16 protein-coding genes are annotated in these 14,689 nt (G+C 47.1%); 13 read left to right on the forward strand and 3 right to left on the reverse strand.

The annotated features are described in order from the left end of the window. Positions 1 to 27 precede the first annotated feature (27 nt). Positions 28 to 1,593, forward strand: a complete 1,566-nt coding sequence (locus AOY24_RS20950) for a methyl-accepting chemotaxis protein (RefSeq protein WP_054177280.1) — start codon at positions 28 to 30, stop codon at positions 1,591 to 1,593. Here the strand turns inward: AOY24_RS20950 and AOY24_RS20955 are convergent. Beyond that, positions 1,590 to 2,147 (reverse strand): PadR family transcriptional regulator, encoded by a 558-nt coding sequence (locus AOY24_RS20955; RefSeq protein ID WP_042998211.1) that lies wholly within the window; start codon positions 2,145 to 2,147, stop codon positions 1,590 to 1,592. The genes AOY24_RS20950 and AOY24_RS20955 overlap by 4 nt on opposite strands. Positions 2,148 to 2,375: 228 nt before the next feature. Here AOY24_RS20955 and AOY24_RS20960 point away from each other — a divergent pair, with 228 nt between their 5' ends. The 3 genes from AOY24_RS20960 to AOY24_RS20970 all read left to right on the forward strand — a co-directional run bounded on the left by AOY24_RS20960 (position 2,376) and on the right by AOY24_RS20970 (position 5,440). Beyond that, the gene (locus tag AOY24_RS20960) at positions 2,376 to 3,140 is read left to right on the forward strand and encodes a siderophore-interacting protein (protein ID WP_152967218.1); all 765 of its coding nucleotides are present in this window, start codon (positions 2,376 to 2,378) and stop codon (positions 3,138 to 3,140) included. Between the two features lie 85 nt (positions 3,141 to 3,225). Then, positions 3,226 to 3,564 (forward strand): DUF1889 family protein, encoded by a 339-nt coding sequence (locus AOY24_RS20965; protein WP_071888470.1) that lies wholly within the window; start codon positions 3,226 to 3,228, stop codon positions 3,562 to 3,564. A gap of 295 nt (positions 3,565 to 3,859) precedes the next feature. Further along, the gene (locus tag AOY24_RS20970; protein ID WP_152967217.1) at positions 3,860 to 5,440 is read left to right on the forward strand and encodes a hypothetical protein; all 1,581 of its coding nucleotides are present in this window, start codon (positions 3,860 to 3,862) and stop codon (positions 5,438 to 5,440) included. Here AOY24_RS20970 and AOY24_RS20975 read toward each other — a convergent pair. Further along, positions 5,437 to 7,242 (reverse strand): glycoside hydrolase family 2 protein, encoded by a 1,806-nt coding sequence (locus tag AOY24_RS20975; protein ID WP_054177283.1) that lies wholly within the window; start codon positions 7,240 to 7,242, stop codon positions 5,437 to 5,439. The two genes, AOY24_RS20970 and AOY24_RS20975, sit on opposite strands and share 4 nt — an antisense overlap. Positions 7,243 to 7,592: 350 nt before the next feature. Here AOY24_RS20975 and AOY24_RS20980 point away from each other — a divergent pair, with 350 nt between their 5' ends. Beyond that, positions 7,593 to 8,900 (forward strand): MFS transporter, encoded by a 1,308-nt coding sequence (locus AOY24_RS20980; protein WP_054177284.1) that lies wholly within the window; start codon positions 7,593 to 7,595, stop codon positions 8,898 to 8,900. A 46-nt stretch (positions 8,901 to 8,946) separates the two neighbouring features. Further along, a complete protein-coding gene (locus AOY24_RS20985; RefSeq protein ID WP_054177285.1) occupies positions 8,947 to 10,068 on the forward strand; it encodes a hypothetical protein in 1,122 nt (373 codons plus the stop codon). Here AOY24_RS20985 and AOY24_RS25085 read toward each other — a convergent pair. Beyond that, positions 10,040 to 10,354: a hypothetical protein gene (locus tag AOY24_RS25085; protein WP_125339409.1), complete on the reverse strand. Its 315-nt coding sequence runs from the start codon at positions 10,352 to 10,354 to the stop codon at positions 10,040 to 10,042. The two genes, AOY24_RS20985 and AOY24_RS25085, sit on opposite strands and share 29 nt — an antisense overlap. A gap of 243 nt (positions 10,355 to 10,597) precedes the next feature. Between AOY24_RS25085 and AOY24_RS20990 the strand changes: the two genes are divergently transcribed. From AOY24_RS20990 to AOY24_RS21015, 7 genes are all read left to right on the forward strand, one after another. Further along, positions 10,598 to 12,031: an integrase family protein gene (locus tag AOY24_RS20990; RefSeq protein WP_054177292.1), complete on the forward strand. Its 1,434-nt coding sequence runs from the start codon at positions 10,598 to 10,600 to the stop codon at positions 12,029 to 12,031. Continuing rightward, positions 12,018 to 12,689, forward strand: a complete 672-nt coding sequence (locus AOY24_RS20995; RefSeq protein ID WP_054177286.1) for a hypothetical protein — start codon at positions 12,018 to 12,020, stop codon at positions 12,687 to 12,689. The genes AOY24_RS20990 and AOY24_RS20995 overlap by 14 nt, the downstream gene beginning before the upstream one ends. A 141-nt stretch (positions 12,690 to 12,830) precedes the next feature. Then, on the forward strand, positions 12,831 to 13,037 hold the full coding sequence (locus AOY24_RS24275) for a helix-turn-helix domain-containing protein (RefSeq protein ID WP_072185426.1): 207 nt from the start codon (positions 12,831 to 12,833) through the stop codon (positions 13,035 to 13,037). A gap of 583 nt (positions 13,038 to 13,620) precedes the next feature. Then, entirely contained in the window at positions 13,621 to 13,884 is a 264-nt protein-coding gene (locus tag AOY24_RS21000) for a host cell division inhibitor Icd-like protein (RefSeq protein WP_054177287.1), read from the forward strand. Continuing rightward, positions 13,881 to 14,078, forward strand: a complete 198-nt coding sequence (locus AOY24_RS21005; protein ID WP_054177288.1) for a hypothetical protein — start codon at positions 13,881 to 13,883, stop codon at positions 14,076 to 14,078. The genes AOY24_RS21000 and AOY24_RS21005 overlap by 4 nt, the downstream gene beginning before the upstream one ends. Next, the gene (locus AOY24_RS21010; protein ID WP_054177289.1) at positions 14,071 to 14,382 is read left to right on the forward strand and encodes a hypothetical protein; all 312 of its coding nucleotides are present in this window, start codon (positions 14,071 to 14,073) and stop codon (positions 14,380 to 14,382) included. Before AOY24_RS21005 ends, AOY24_RS21010 begins: the two co-directional genes overlap by 8 nt. Further along, positions 14,379 to 14,689, forward strand: a 311-nt coding sequence (locus tag AOY24_RS21015) for a hypothetical protein (protein ID WP_054177290.1), incomplete at its 3' end; no start/stop codon positions are given. The genes AOY24_RS21010 and AOY24_RS21015, both read left to right, overlap by 4 nt.

A 14,689-nucleotide genomic window follows, 5' to 3' on the forward strand; every position in this document is an offset into this window, starting at 1 on the left:
AAGAAAAACTATCTCCAGGGAGAATATATGTTTTTGCGTAACATGAAGATCCGCTCAAAATTATTTATCGCGTTTGGATTGTTTATTGTACTGATGATGGTGAGTTCAGGCCTTTCATTATTTAGCCTGGACCGCGCCAACAGCGGTATGCAAAACATCATTACCAATGACTATCCCATCACGGTAAAAGCCAACAAGCTCATCGATCATTTTCAGGATTTTGTCAGCACGCAGCAGTTGATGCTGATGGACGAAGAGGGGCGGTGGACCCAGACGTCCCAGAAAAAGCTCGACAACATTAGCCAGCAGATTACGGTGTTGCTGGATGAACTGGACGCTGCGCCGCTAAATGCCGAATCGAAAAAGGTCATCTCCGGGATCCGTGATGTGCGCGAGCAATATCTCGCCTCCCGATTCCGCATTTTGCAGGAACTGCAAAACCATAACCGACAGGCGGCAATGCAGGAGATGATGACCACGACGGTCAATGTACAGCAGGCCTATAAAGAGAAAGTTCAGGCGCTGATCGCCATTGAAGATGCGCAGATGTTGCGTGCTGGCGCGCAGGTGGAAAGCGACTTTACCGCGAACCGGGCGTTGCTTATCGCGCTGGCGCTTATCGGTATTGCCGCGGGTTGTATGATGGGTTGGTATATCGTGCGTTCCATCACCCGGCCACTGAATGAAGCGGTGCAGTTTGCCGAAGCGATTGCCGAGGGCGACCTGACCCGCAATATCCTCACCACGCAGAAAGATGAGACCGGCGAACTGCTGCATGCGCTGATGGTAATGAAAACTCGCCTGCTGGAGATCGTCCAGGAAGTCCAGGACGGGTCGGAGAATATCTCCAGCGCGGCAGCGCAGATCGTCGCCGGGAACCAGGATTTGGCTGCACGTACCGAAGAACAGGCGAGCTCCGTTGAGCAGACCGCCGCGTCAATGGAGCAGATCACCGCCACGGTAAAAAACACGGCCGAACATACCGGAGAAGCGACGAAGCTCTCTGCGGGGGCGGCGACCGTTGTGAAGAACAATGGCGAGATGATGAATCAGGTGACGCAAAAAATGCGGGTGATTAATGAAACATCTAACCGCATGTCGGACATCATCAACCTGATTGACTCCATTGCATTCCAGACCAATATTCTGGCGCTTAATGCGGCTGTTGAAGCCGCGCGAGCCGGTGAGCATGGCCGTGGGTTTGCCGTGGTGGCAGGGGAAGTACGCCAGTTGGCGCAAAAGAGCGCATCTTCTGCCAGCGAGATCCGCCATCTGATTGAGGATTCCACCGGTCAGACCCAGGAAGGGATGCAACTGGTCGAGAAGGCTAACGGCCTGATAAACGGCATGGTCAACAACGTCGAGGAGATGGATGTGATCCTGCGGGAGATCGGCCAGGCCAGTCGTGAGCAAACCGAGGGGATTTCGCAGATCAACAGCGCGATTGGCCTGATTGACGCCACCACCCAGCAGAACTCCTGTCTGGTCGAGGAGTCCGTTGCGGCAGCGGCGTCACTGAATGAGCAGGCGTTACACTTAAAAGAGATGGTGAAAGTGTTCCGTGTTCGTGACGGCGACGCCTTGCCTGCTTAATCAAGCTGAGTGATTTCCAGCGCCGCACGGTCGATCACGCCAATGATCTTTTTTAACTGTGCGTCGCTGATGTCACCCTGATTCACTCTCAGATCCAGCACTGCCTTGAAGTTTTCCAGCGCTCGTTTCATCTGCGGATTCTTACGCAGTTCAAAGCCGACATTGCGTGCGTTGACGCGTTCCTGAATGTGGCCGAGATGTTCACGATTCTCTTCCAGCCATTGTGCGCCGGTGTCAGTGAGAGTGATTTTTTTACGCCCGCCATCCTCTTCGCTAACCGCAATAAAGGCCTGATCCTGGAGGAAATCCAGCGTTGGGTAGATCACGCCAGGACTCGGCGTATAGTTGCCTTGCGTCAGATTCTCGATAGCTTTGATTAGCTCATAACCGTGGCTGGCTTCGCGGGAGAGAATATCCAGAATCACCAGACGCAGCTCCCCATGGCCAAAAAAGCGCTGACGCCGTCCACCACCGCCACCTCTACCGTGACGATGTTCGCAACCGCCGTGATGATGCCCTTCGCCTTTACAGCAACCTTCATGATGATGTCGCATAATAATCTCCTTATGTTTAGATATATCTAATTTATATCTAAAATGAAGGTTTTGACAAGAGAAGTGTTGAGAATTTTACTAAAACTATGAATTTAAATGATAAATATGTAAAGGCAGTAACACTGCAGATGCTATCAAAAAATGACTTGCAATTCTGGCTATTAACAATCATTATCATTTGAAAACTGTATTTAGATATATCTGATTATCACACGAAGGTCAAAAATGATGGATAAAACTTCACGTTACCCTCAGCGCGTGCGCAATGAACTGCGCTTTCGCGAACTTACCGTTTTGCGCGTAGAACGCATCGGGGCGGGTTTTCAGCGTATTGTCCTCGGTGGCGATGCGCTGGACGGCTTTAACTCGCGCGGCTTTGACGACCATAGCAAGGTGTTTTTTCCGCAACCCGGCAGCCGGTTTGTTCCGCCAACCGTAACGGAGGAAGGGATTGTCTGGGGCGAAGGCGTGCGTCCGGCTTCTCGCGATTACACACCGTTGTACGATGAAGCCCGTCATGAGCTGGCGCTGGATTTCTTTATTCACGACGGCGGTGTGGCGAGCCGTTGGGCTATGAAAGCGCGCGAAGGCGATACGCTAACCATCGGCGGACCACGTGGTTCGCTGGTAGTGCCGGAAGACTACGCTTACCAACTCTATGTTTGTGATGAGTCTGGTATGCCAGCGTTGCGGCGTCGTCTTGAGGCACTGAGTCGCTTACCGGTAAAACCGACGGTGAGCGCGCTGGTGAGCGTCGCCGATCCGGCATATCAGGATTACCTCGCGCATCTGGGCGATTTTTCCATTGAATGGCTGGGACACGATGAGCAGGCGGTTGCCGCACGACTGGCGCAGATTGACGTGCCGACAGAAGATTATTTCATCTGGATTACCGGGGAAGGGAAGGTGGTGAAAAATCTTAGCCAACGCTTTGAGCAGGAACCGTTTGATCAGCAGTTAGTCCGTGTGGCGGCGTACTGGCACAACAAGTAAAGTGAGCGCCGTCGGGACAATGAAATTTAATGATTTCTTTGAGGCTGAAATCGGTTTAAGGTCATAGAGTAGTCTTGTGTTTTACATGGTAAATTTTAAGGATAAAAGTATGCCTGCAGTCATTGATAAAGCATTAGATTTCATCAACGGTATGAATACCTCGGCCTCATCTCCAGAACCTATGGATGAAAGCACGGCGAAAGGAATTTTGAAATATTTGAAAGAGCTGGGCTGCCCGGCAAGTGCGTCGGATATCGTTGCGCGTGGTGAGCGGGAGGGGTGGAACCCTGGATTTACGCAAAAACTGGTTAAGTGGGCTGAGAAGTTTGAAGCCGGTGAACGGGTTTTGATCAGAGACCCTGAATATTTTTCATTGTACATGCGTGAGCAGCTTCAGGAACTGGTCGAAGTTGAGCGCGCGTGAAGCCAACAACCTGCCTTGATGCTCTTGCCAGCCAGGGAAGAGCATCCCTTTCGGTTACCGTTGGTGGCAGAATAGTGTTTCACATTGATAGTTTCGGTAAGTAGTTTCTCTTGCGGCATTTGTCGTTAACGTTATTATGACAGAAATAAAACTAACAACATAAAACGATTAATTTTATAAGCTTTTTGGACCTGTTTTTTACTATTTTTCTTATTGGTGTTATCTTTATACTCTATTATAATAAATTATTTTAAACGATACACTTTTGTATTAATAACATTGATGAGATTTATGTATGTATGCATTTACCCCTCTGCGTCTACTGGAAGTAAACTCATCTTTAATATGGCACTGGCCGTATTTGCAAAATGTAATTAATATGATGAAACGAGACGGTTTTAATGGTCTTGTTATTCATCAGCAAGATTTATTCGCGTTATTGACTTCTCCATCTGACTATTGTCAAAATGGAAAAGAAAATTTGATATGTGAACAGCAGGAGAAACTGCTATACCTCCAAAGGTTATGCCGTATCTGTAACGGAAATGGCATACGAATCTGGTTACAGGGCGAGGCATTTCCATCTGGGGGAAAACTTCAGGAAAAATTTCCGGAATATGCATTAATTGAAAATACCCATGCAGATGAAGCTTTCTGGAAAAAATTCTATCAATTAAAAATCGCTGAATCTTTAAGTCAGCTGCCTGCTATAGATGGTGTTATTGTCACTCTTCCTAAACATCTTCCTTATCGGGCCAATTGGTCATCGACACTTCCTTATCTTTATCAAATACTACGTAGTCTTGGGAAAAAACTAGTGTTGCGAGACTATATGGATGATGAGTCTGCATCATGGCAGCTTCTTAATGCATTGCAGGTGCTTCCCGGAGATGTACGTGTTTCGCTGAAAGCGGTTCCTGACGGCTATCGTCCCGGATTTGCCACGAATCCACTTCTGATGCAACTGGAAGACAAAATCAAATGGATTGAATTTGATTTATGGGGTCTGGAATATGGCTGGACGCTGCTACCCTGTTATTTACTGGAGGAGATCAAGGGGCGCCTCAGTTGGGTTGAAAATATGTCAGGCGATCGCCTGGAGGCGGTCTCTGGTCGCTTAAGCTGGGAGTGGATATCCAATAGTTCTCTTATCAATTCGGTCAACTCGATAAATTTACACGGTCTGGCAATGTTTGGCCGTGAAGTGGGGATGTCAGAAAAGCAGGCATTTCACTGCTGGCTTACCGATATGCTTGAGCACAAAGTCGATAACGCTGAGCTGGATGCATTCCATCAACTCTATATCAGCAGCCATGAGTGGATGACAAAAACCCCTTACATACTGGGGCATGTTTTGCATCATTACAGTCAGGTGCCAAAGACATATCAGCAGGCCGTCAAACTTTTACAACTTCATTCCCGGCGTTCAGATGATTTTTCTCTTTCAACACTTTTTCCACCAGACGATCCCGACACCGGGCTTGAACAATATCAACTGATGTTACTGGAAAAACAGCGCGCCCTTTTTCTGGCACAAAATACACGTAGTCAACTCCATTTTCTTTTACAGCAGACCCCTCTTCCTGACGGTAAAAGGGAGTTATTCAAACGTGTCTGGGATAGAGTGCCATGGTATACCGATTTATTTTCTGACGTTGCGAAGGGCGTTGCGATGAAACTCATCCTGGAACGCTATGGCAATCGTCGTGGCGTTTCTGACTTTGAACTCGATAAGCAAATACACAGCCTTCGCCAGCTGGCAAACCGTCTCGGCGAATGGCTGGATAAGGAAGAGCAACAGCAACCTCATTATCTGGCAATGCTCTTTGATCCCGCCAGGTTGTTATCCCTGGCGGATAGTCTCCAGCATGATTAGTCAGATGACGACCCGGCTTTATTGAGATTTTCATAAAAATCCCGCAGAACATAAAACGCGGCTTTGCGTGTTTTCTTATCTGCGGTAATCAGGCCTTTACAGTTGAACCCTTGCTGCCAGGGGTTTTGTCGACGCTCTGTTCGATAGTCATACAGCAGCCATGGGGTAAAGCCACGAACGTAAGTGAGTTTTGGCAGATATTCGGTTTGTTTACGATAAACATCGGCCATATATTGCTCAGAGAAGGGACCGGTTTTAGGGGCGTCTTCGCTGAGAACGCCTTCCGCGCCGGTTTCGGTGATGACCACGGGTTTTGTGGGTGATGAGTTCTTTCCAAGCACAATTAAGTCATCAAAATTCTCTTCATACCATCCGTAGTATTCATTTAACCCGATGATATCGAGGTATTCTGTCAGCCTGTCTTCAATCTTCATTTTTGCGTGGTTGACGAGGCAGGCTGCCGAAATAAGACGACTGGGATCAGCATCACGTGCCGCATTCACTAACGATGTCATGAAGCTTAAACGTTCATCCGTATCCGCATTCTCATTGCCAACGGACCAGATAATGACGCTGGCACGGTTACGATCACGCAGAATAAGTTCCATCAGCTGGTTATGCGCATCCCGCTGTGTCGACAGATTCGTAAAATCGACTGCCCAATAGTTGGGAATTTCTTCCCACAGCATGATTCCTTCTTCATCCGCAATGCGTGCCGCCAGTTCATGATGAGGATAATGCGCCAGCCGCATATAGTTGCAGTTCAGTGCCTTCGCATCACGAAAGCGCTGGCGAATATCATCCTCACTGGTGACTTTCCCCATGAATAAATCATCTTCATGGCAGTTCACACCGCGCAGATAAATGGATTTTCCATTCAGCCGAATATCGGTACCCACCACCTCAATCTGGCGAAATCCGACATCATCTTCGACACTGTCGCGCCCAAGCATAGCCCTGACTTTATAGCGTTTAGGATTTTCGGGTGACCATAACTCTGGACTTACGGATAAAATAACTTCAGCCTGACCGTCAACGACAGGCAATATCTGATTAATCCCAAGTTCAGGGATCATAAGGGTAACGTCAGCCGCAGGCCCGTCAACCGCGACGCGCGCAGCAATCCTGTTATAGTTGCCATCCGGAACAAGATAGATAAACAGATCGTGAATATAGCTTCGCGGTGTTCGGATAAGCTCTATCTCACGATAAATACCCCCATAGTTAAACCAGTCATTATTTCGTAATGGAAGGCGGTCCGTTGTCCGGGTGTTATTCACACAGATCATTAATACGTTGTTTCCGGCTTTTAAGTTTGCGCTTAACTCAGCACAGAAAGGCGTCGAACCACCATAGTGGTTACCGATAAACTCATGGTTAAGAAATATTTTGCAATCGTAATTCGCTGCACCTATCCGTAGAAATACACGCTCATCCGGATCCCGCTTCGCATACTCGATTTCACGGGTATACCATGCGCTGCCTTCATAATAAAACCATTTATCCTTCAACATTTGCCAGCAGCTGGGTACAGGAACCGTCTGACCAGAATAGGGATCATAATCGTAAGGATCCTTACGCGTTTCAGCATCCTGCTTTTGCATCAAGAACCATTTTTGCCTTAACCCCGTATCATGCAGATCAAGAGTGAAGTGCCAGTCACCCGCCAGGCTTTCCCGTTGACGCCCACCGCTAAAGATGAGTGTGCGATAGTTAAGATTTTGCACATTATAAGCGCGATCGTAGTGTTCGTTATGCAGACATTCGACCGCATTATCTGCCAGGTCAGATTTTTCTAACATCGCCATTCCTCGTGAAGAAAAGTTGGGGGGAGAATAGCGGATCTGAACGACCGCCAGATCAAAGAAGAAAACATTCGAAGGTGTGCAGATATTGAATAAATAGCAATTGTGATGTAGCTCAAAAAACATCAAATTTAATCGTGATTAACCTCACATTCCCTTTCGTGCTGAAGTGTTCCTCATCACATTAGCCAGCTAAAAAGGTGACTTTGCTTGCAAATAAAAACCGAATGAACGTTAAGATCTCAGTTTCCTTTTTGAGTATTGCCTGTCCCGGTCTAAAGATACTTACACTGTAGCGGCGAGAAAGATTCATATTCTGTAGAGCACAGACATGGAGAGGTAATAAGATGAGCCAGCTACAACACAGTATTAGCGAACAAGCAACAAAGCCTCAATTAAACAGAAGTCGATACCGATGGACAATTTGCGCATTGCTTTTTTTCTCGGTCACTATTAATAACCTTGATCGCTCTATCCTGGGGTTGTTAGCCCCCATGCTACAAAAAGATATCGGCTGGACAGAAATCGAATATGGCAATATTGTCACTGCCTTCCAGGCAGCCTATGCCGTGGGTTTATTAATCTGCGGCAGAATTGTCGATCTGTATGGCGCTCGCCTTATATTGCCCGTTGCTCTGGCAATATGGAGCCTGGCCGCCATGGCTCATGGTGCAGTGAGTACTGTTACAGGGTTTATTTATGCAAGGATTTTTCTGGGCGTTGGCGAAAGCGCTAACTTTCCGTCAGCGGTAAAGGTTGCTGCTGAATGGTTCCCCAGGAGAGAGCGCGCTTTTGCGACCGGTATTTTCAACTCCGGTTCAAACGTCGGGAATATTTTCGCCCCCATTATTATTCCATGGATTGCATTACAGTGGGGCTGGCGTGAAGCTTTTGTAGTGACCGGCGCAGTCGGTTTTATATGGATTGTTTTCTGGCTGTTCTTATACGGAAAACCAGAAAAAGCAAAAAAAGTGAATAAGGAGGAACTGGAGTGGATCCATCAGGATGAAATGTCTGAACCCTCACCAGCAGCATGCAAAGTGAGCTGGATTGGGTTATTAAAGTATCGCCAGACCTGGGCATTTGCGATGTGCAAATTCCTGACCGACCCGATTTTCTGGTTCTTCCTGTTCTGGTTGCCTAAATGGTTACACGACAGTCGCGGTATTGATATGGCGCACATGGCGACACCATTGGTTCTGATCAATATACTGGCGACCATTGGCGGACTCGCCGGTGGATACTTGCCTGCATGGTTGATCAACCATGGAATAGCCGTCAACAACGCACGTAAATTAACACTACTGCTGTGCGCTATTTGTGTATTGCCAATCTTGCTGGTCTCTACCGCGTCTAATTTGTGGGTCGCCGTTATTTTAATTGGTATTGCGGTTGCCGCCCATCAGGGATGGTCAGTCAATCTCTATACCAGTGTTTCTGATATGTTCCCGAAAGAAGCCGTTGGCGCTGTTGTCGGTATTGGTTGCCTGATTGGCTCAATAGGTTCAATACTCTTTGCACAAGCTACCGGGCATATTTTGCAGGCGACAGGGAGTTATTGGTCAATATTCCTGATGGGTGGTTTTGCTTATCTGTTAGGTTTTGTCATTATGCATGTTTTAACACCGACAATGTCGGCAGCAAAATTTAAATAATTATCAACCTTCAGAACAACGATTAATCCTGAATACAGGTTATTTTATGAAATTAACAGACTGTCTTTTACAAGAACGTATTCTGCAGGCCAAAGAGAACAGTATTAACTGGCTCAATAGCATGAGCGTCGCCGGGATGACGCCTGGCGTATTGCGTGTCAGCGATTATCATCAGCCAGAAAAATGGCCGCAAATGTTATTATCAGGAACCTATGATGGAACTATGGCCCGCGCATTATTAGGGGATAATATAGAGGAAAAGGAATTACTGGCTGACTGGATTTTAAGTCACCAACAGGATGATGGTTATTTCCTTCTACCGGGTATGCAGTGGGATGAAACATGGAAACGCCCGGATATCGAAGAAACACGTCAGTATATGCGTTTCCATGCAACAAATTATTGTATGGGGGCATTGGAGGTTCTGGAACAGTTAGACAGGCTTGAACTGCCCTTTTTAGCGCCCTTTCTCGATCCCCTGGTTTTCCGGGCATGGTTAGGCCAGCGCGATATGCGCGATCCGTGGCTTGAAGGAAACAATATCGTTAACCTTGGCAGTTTCCTGCTTCTCGAAAAGCAGCGTCACCCGGAGGGGCCTGCAAGCCAGCGCTTGCAGGATATGATCGGTTGGCACAACCAGCAGAGCGAGCCCTACTCCGGATTCTGGGGGCCAGGACAGCAATTCAGTCAGGAAGCATTGCTGTTCGCACTTTGTGGTGCAACGCATAACCTGCATATTTTTTATGCGCTTGACGAGACAATTCCTCATTTCAACCAGTCGATGAGTCGTTGTCTGGAACAACCCGTGGCAATACGCAGTAGCTGTATTGATGTTGATATTATCGATATTCTGGCGCATGGGTATTCGCGCTGTCCCCATCGTCAGGATGAAATTGAATACTGGCTACGTAATATGTTGGTCAAACTTCTCGATATCCAGAATGCGGATGGCGGCTTCCCTGACACACTTGTTGGTGAACGGGGATACGATGGTTGGGTTAAAGGCTATAAAGAACCACAGGGGTTAAGTAATACCTTCGCGACCTGGTTCCGATGGATTGCTATCGCGATGATTGCCGACGTTTTATGGCCAGAGTGGCAGCCATGGCGTTTCAGAAAAACCATTGGAATTGGTTACTTTAAATATCAGGTTGGTAAGATCGTTTAATATGTCTGCTGAATATCTGGATATAGAAAAGTGTTAAATAACCCAGCATCCGTTCGTCTGTTGATGAGGATAGGGCAAAATACCCATGCGCAGGGCTGTTTCTCACTAATGTCGCCCCAGCAACGGAAAGTCGTTCTGGGCGGCGATTCAGGCCCAACCATCGCTTTCGGATATTGCTAAAGTTGCTGTTGGCGAGCATTTTCAAAATTTCGCGTTTAATACCGTAGGTCTCGCCTTTCCCAACTCTATTTTTGTAAAACGAAAAAGGAGTCAGACGATTTCTCATCTAACTCCTTGTTTTGTCTGGTGGCCCCTGTTGGGTTTGAACCAACGACCAAGCGATTATGAGTTAGAATGCAACTTCTTACCTAAAAATACTTATCTATAATTTTCAATTAGTTATTGCATTATCAATCACTGTATAAATAACCATAAATACTCTAAAATACTCCTTTGCGGTATCCTATAGGTATCCTAGAGCAAAACAAGCGATATGCAGGATACCCGGATCGCTTGGTATGGGGTGTTTGTGGAAACATTCAAATTTACGAAAGCTAAGCTCGAAAGCTTGCCACCGGCCGAGCGTGGTCAGGTTGAGTACGGCGACACCATTGTTAATGGCCTGCGCATCCGTGTTGGCACCAGTGGTGTGAAAAGCTTCTGTATCTCACGTAAGAGAAACGGAAAATTCATCCGCGCCACGCTGGGCCGTTTCCCGGATCTTACTATTGATAATGCCAGGGCAAAGTCACTCGAAATGCTTGGCGACGTAGCGACCACCGGGAGAAATCCTAATGTGGAAAAGCGTGTCAATGAGAAGGCATCCGTCACACTTGCCGATGCGCTGGATGCCTATATAAAGAACCGTGGCCACCGCCTGAAACCCACAACCGAAAAGCAATATCGCGCTATCTTGCAAAATTACTCCGGCGACTGGATGAAACAATCCCTCGCTACCATTTCGCGTGAACGTGTTGAACATCGGCATAAAGCGGTGACTGATGGTTCTGTCTGGTTTGGCGCTGATAAAGAAACGCTTCGTGCTGGCGTGGGAGCCGGTAGTAAGGCACAGGCTGACCTGTGGGCCAGAGCACTACGTGCCGTTTATCGTTTCGCACATGATCATTATCGTGATGAAGAAGGGATAACGTTGTTACCTGACCCGCCAACACTGGTGCTTAGCACTAAACGTCAGTGGCATGGAACGGTCAGAAAGACAGAGCGCATCCGCACCCATGACTTTGCTCGTTGGTTAAATGCCGTCGATGTGGTTCGTCATAAGGCCGAAGAAGGACGGGACGATGTAGCGGCTGCAATATGTGACGCTGTAGAAATGTCGATGTTCACCGGGCTGCGCAAATCTGAAATATTCGAACTAACCTGGGATCGGGTGAATGTTGGCGGTCACTATTTCTGGATAGATACCACCAAGAACGGCGATCCGCTGGAACTACCGATCACTGATACTCTGCTTAATTTGTTTCGTCGTCGGCTGAAAATGAAAAGCGGAAATGAGGCTTTAGTATTTCCAGGAGCTAAAGGAATCATTAAAGAATATCGCCATGTTATTGATCGAATCAGTGCTGCCACTATACCTGACCCCAATCCCGATATGCTCCAGCCGATTCCGTTCAAATGGCACGATGCCCGTCGTACGTTCGGTACTGTCGCCGAGCTGGTGGGCGTTGGTAGTTATATCCTCAAACGGTTGATGAACCATCGAACGATGCGTAGTGCAGATGTTACTCAGGGCTATCTTCATTTTGGTGCCGATGAACTGCTTGATCCTGCAACCCGTATAGAACGGACTATTCTTGAATATGCTGGCTTGGTGGAGAGAAAAAGCGGATTAGATGCTCAGTTACTGTCCATTATGGAAAGTTTAAGTGATGAGGATAAGCGTAAAATTTTATTTGAATTGTTGAACTCTAACAATACTGGAGGCGTTAATGTCGGGAATTAGGGCGGAGTTTTCTATTGGAAATGAGGATTTTAAAGATCTTGATGCTTTAGTCGACAGAATAAGAGCTGGTGTTTCTTCATTATTCCAAGAAAGAAGCATGTGTGAAATGCTAGGTATTAAATTTGAAAATTTGGATTCTAATGAGAAAATATCCCTTCTAAATCAAATTAATGAAATGAAGTTTGGTTCTAATTTTGAAAATGAAACTGTTTATCCCGGTGATCCAGTACTGTTACAAACGGAAGAATCCAGTGAGCTAATTAAAGCTTCATGCATATTTGAAGTGCTTGGGTTTGAACTGTTGGCTAAAAATATGCGCCGTTTTTATTCTGAAACTCTGATTGAAACAATGATGAAAGAAGTCAGAGAGGAAGCTAAAGCAAAAAAAATTATAAGCGCTGATAGAAGCAAAGCTAAAAAAGGAAAAACTAATAGACACCAGTCCGCAGCTTTAGAAATTGCTACTAGAACGTGGGGTAAATATCCAAATGCAAGCTTGGCGGGACTGTCTCAGGAGATATACACGCATCTTCGAATTAAATGGAATGATGTTCCTGTAGTCGGAACTATCGAGAAGTGGCTGAAGGAGTCAGGACTAAATCCTGATGTGAAACCTAAAAATAGAGCATTCAAAATCGTTATACCAGAGGGGGAGTAAATCCCGATAAACACCCCCATAACTAGATACCTCCATAGTGAACCAGATATAGCAATGTGTATCTGGTTCTACTATCTGCCTAAGTACATTTATCAATAATAGAGTAGCGCCGTTGTTAACTGATAATACACGGTGATACTTATGCATTTATCTAATGCCTGCCATAAAGAAAAATATACTCGCAGTGAAGCTGCTGCTGAACTTGGTGTAACCACTCAGACCTTGGCTAATTGGGCTCACACTGGCCGGGTAAAAATTCCATTTCATAAAGTTGGCCGCAAGGTCATTTATCTAAAGTCCGATCTTGATACCTTTCTGGCGTCAACTCGCAGAACGCAGACGGCATAGGGGGCGGGATATGGCACAAAAAACAAAGGCGACCATGCCGGGCCGCCAGTGTAGTACCGAAAGCAGAGAACAGAATCAGCATACCAGGGGTAATGCTGGTGGTCAAAGCCTGAGCGCTCCTGTGATTACAGGAACTACGGCATTGGCGCTATTAACTTCCCCCAATGGGGGCTGTTTATTTTTGCACACCTCATATGGAGTTGCACAAATACAGAGCGAGAGAAATACGGGCAAGCCCCGTAGTTTTGAATGCCGTATGGTTGTTGTGTATCGTGGCCAGCGCAATTCTGCGCCCACTGATTTTGTTCAACCTTTTGGCTCAATGCCCCGTCTTCTTAACTCTGCCCTGCCTAACTCTTTTAGCCAATTACTGGTACTGGTGCTCTCAGCTTGTGCTAGCTCATCAAATTGTTTGCGTAGTTCAGCAGGAATGCGGATTGGTAGCATTGGTGACTTGCCGCCTCCCTTAGGTTGTTTGTCTCGAGATATTGACATGTATAAGTCTACAAAAACAACGCCCCGGACTGTTAGAGCAGTACCAGGGCGTCTAACCACCACCGTTAACGTAGATAACGAGGCAGCTATGAAAGATCATATCACACACCCGCAAGGGCGGGATTCTCACAGCCTGAATAAATTCACCTGGCTTTTCCTTGGCACGCCGAAGGGCCAGACCTGCACACCTGTAGTTATCCGTACTACCGCTGACACGGAAGAAGAAGCCCGCGCATGGTATCCGCGCTGGGATCTTACCTTCGCTGCAAAGATTCGCTCAGAGTGCTCTTTTTACCAGTACCCCTGCGGCGCGTTTGAGCTGTCGATTAACGGGCTGGAGGTGCAACCATGATCAGGAAAATTGCAGATCTGGATTTTGAGGATGAATTCCGCCGCCTGAGCGCCCTCCTTACTGCCAGTGCAGAATTGCACGGCGAAGATCAGGACGAGAATGAACTTTCTTTTGAGCTTCTGGATAAGGCGCTGTTTCGTATCCGCGAGATTGACCAGGCTTTCAGAGATGAAGGAGCGCGTAAAAATGCGTGATATCTACCATCAGCTTGTTAAGAGCACTCCTGATTTTAAAAACTTCACTGATCAGGATTTGGCTGAATCCAGCGACTTATATGCTGCTGGCGCATTTGCCATCAGTAGTGCGCTCACCCTGATTGGCAATCTGGCGCTAGACGCAACTAATGCAGAAGATTATGCAGATGAAGATGCCCGGCGTGACCTGGTTCTTGTAAGCCATGTATTGCGTCACCTCCCAAGAATGGCCCAAGCGCTTAATCAGAGTAGTGATTCTGCGGATTATGTACGTACCCAGCGTAACAAAGGAGGCAAGGCATGATCAGCAACGTCAAATTTAACGAACTGACTAGTCGCGTTGATGTGCTGGTGGAGAAGGTCTTGCACCTTGAGGCGCAGATCAAATCACTTACTGATAGCCAGGGAGGAGAGATCCCCCCCGGTATGACCCCGGTAACTACGCTGGCGGCGCAGTTCGGTATTTCCACCAAGAAGGCCGAAGAACTGGCGAAAAATACGGGGGTAATGCTGGTGCGGATGAAATCGGGCGGATTCATTGCACCCGATGAGAAATTCAGGGAGGCGGCGCGACTGGTACTTCGGGCGGCAAAACGTAAATACGGATCGGC

This window comes from Citrobacter sp. CtB7.12 (assembly GCF_001297795.1).
Lineage (GTDB): Bacteria > Pseudomonadota > Gammaproteobacteria > Enterobacterales > Enterobacteriaceae > Citrobacter_A > Citrobacter_A amalonaticus.

What these genes read in the sequence shown, in the direction of transcription:
- AOY24_RS20965 (WP_071888470.1), top strand. Translation starts at nt 3,226, where the DNA reads ATGGTAAATTTTAAGGATAAAAGTATGCCTGCAGTCATTGATAAAGCA.
- AOY24_RS21000 (WP_054177287.1), top strand. Translation starts at nt 13,621, where the DNA reads ATGAAAGATCATATCACACACCCGCAAGGGCGGGATTCTCACAGCCTG.
- AOY24_RS25085 (WP_125339409.1), bottom strand. Translation starts at nt 10,354, where the DNA reads ATGAGAAATCGTCTGACTCCTTTTTCGTTTTACAAAAATAGAGTTGGG.
- AOY24_RS20975 (WP_054177283.1), bottom strand. Translation starts at nt 7,242, where the DNA reads ATGTTAGAAAAATCTGACCTGGCAGATAATGCGGTCGAATGTCTGCAT.
- AOY24_RS20960 (WP_152967218.1), top strand. Translation starts at nt 2,376, where the DNA reads ATGGATAAAACTTCACGTTACCCTCAGCGCGTGCGCAATGAACTGCGC.
- AOY24_RS20985 (WP_054177285.1), top strand. Translation starts at nt 8,947, where the DNA reads ATGAAATTAACAGACTGTCTTTTACAAGAACGTATTCTGCAGGCCAAA.
- AOY24_RS20955 (WP_042998211.1), bottom strand. Translation starts at nt 2,147, where the DNA reads ATGCGACATCATCATGAAGGTTGCTGTAAAGGCGAAGGGCATCATCAC.
- AOY24_RS20950 (WP_054177280.1), top strand. Translation starts at nt 28, where the DNA reads ATGTTTTTGCGTAACATGAAGATCCGCTCAAAATTATTTATCGCGTTT.
- AOY24_RS20970 (WP_152967217.1), top strand. Translation starts at nt 3,860, where the DNA reads ATGTATGCATTTACCCCTCTGCGTCTACTGGAAGTAAACTCATCTTTA.
- AOY24_RS21010 (WP_054177289.1), top strand. Translation starts at nt 14,071, where the DNA reads ATGCGTGATATCTACCATCAGCTTGTTAAGAGCACTCCTGATTTTAAA.
- AOY24_RS24275 (WP_072185426.1), top strand. Translation starts at nt 12,831, where the DNA reads ATGCATTTATCTAATGCCTGCCATAAAGAAAAATATACTCGCAGTGAA.
- AOY24_RS21005 (WP_054177288.1), top strand. Translation starts at nt 13,881, where the DNA reads ATGATCAGGAAAATTGCAGATCTGGATTTTGAGGATGAATTCCGCCGC.
- AOY24_RS20980 (WP_054177284.1), top strand. Translation starts at nt 7,593, where the DNA reads ATGAGCCAGCTACAACACAGTATTAGCGAACAAGCAACAAAGCCTCAA.
- AOY24_RS20995 (WP_054177286.1), top strand. Translation starts at nt 12,018, where the DNA reads ATGTCGGGAATTAGGGCGGAGTTTTCTATTGGAAATGAGGATTTTAAA.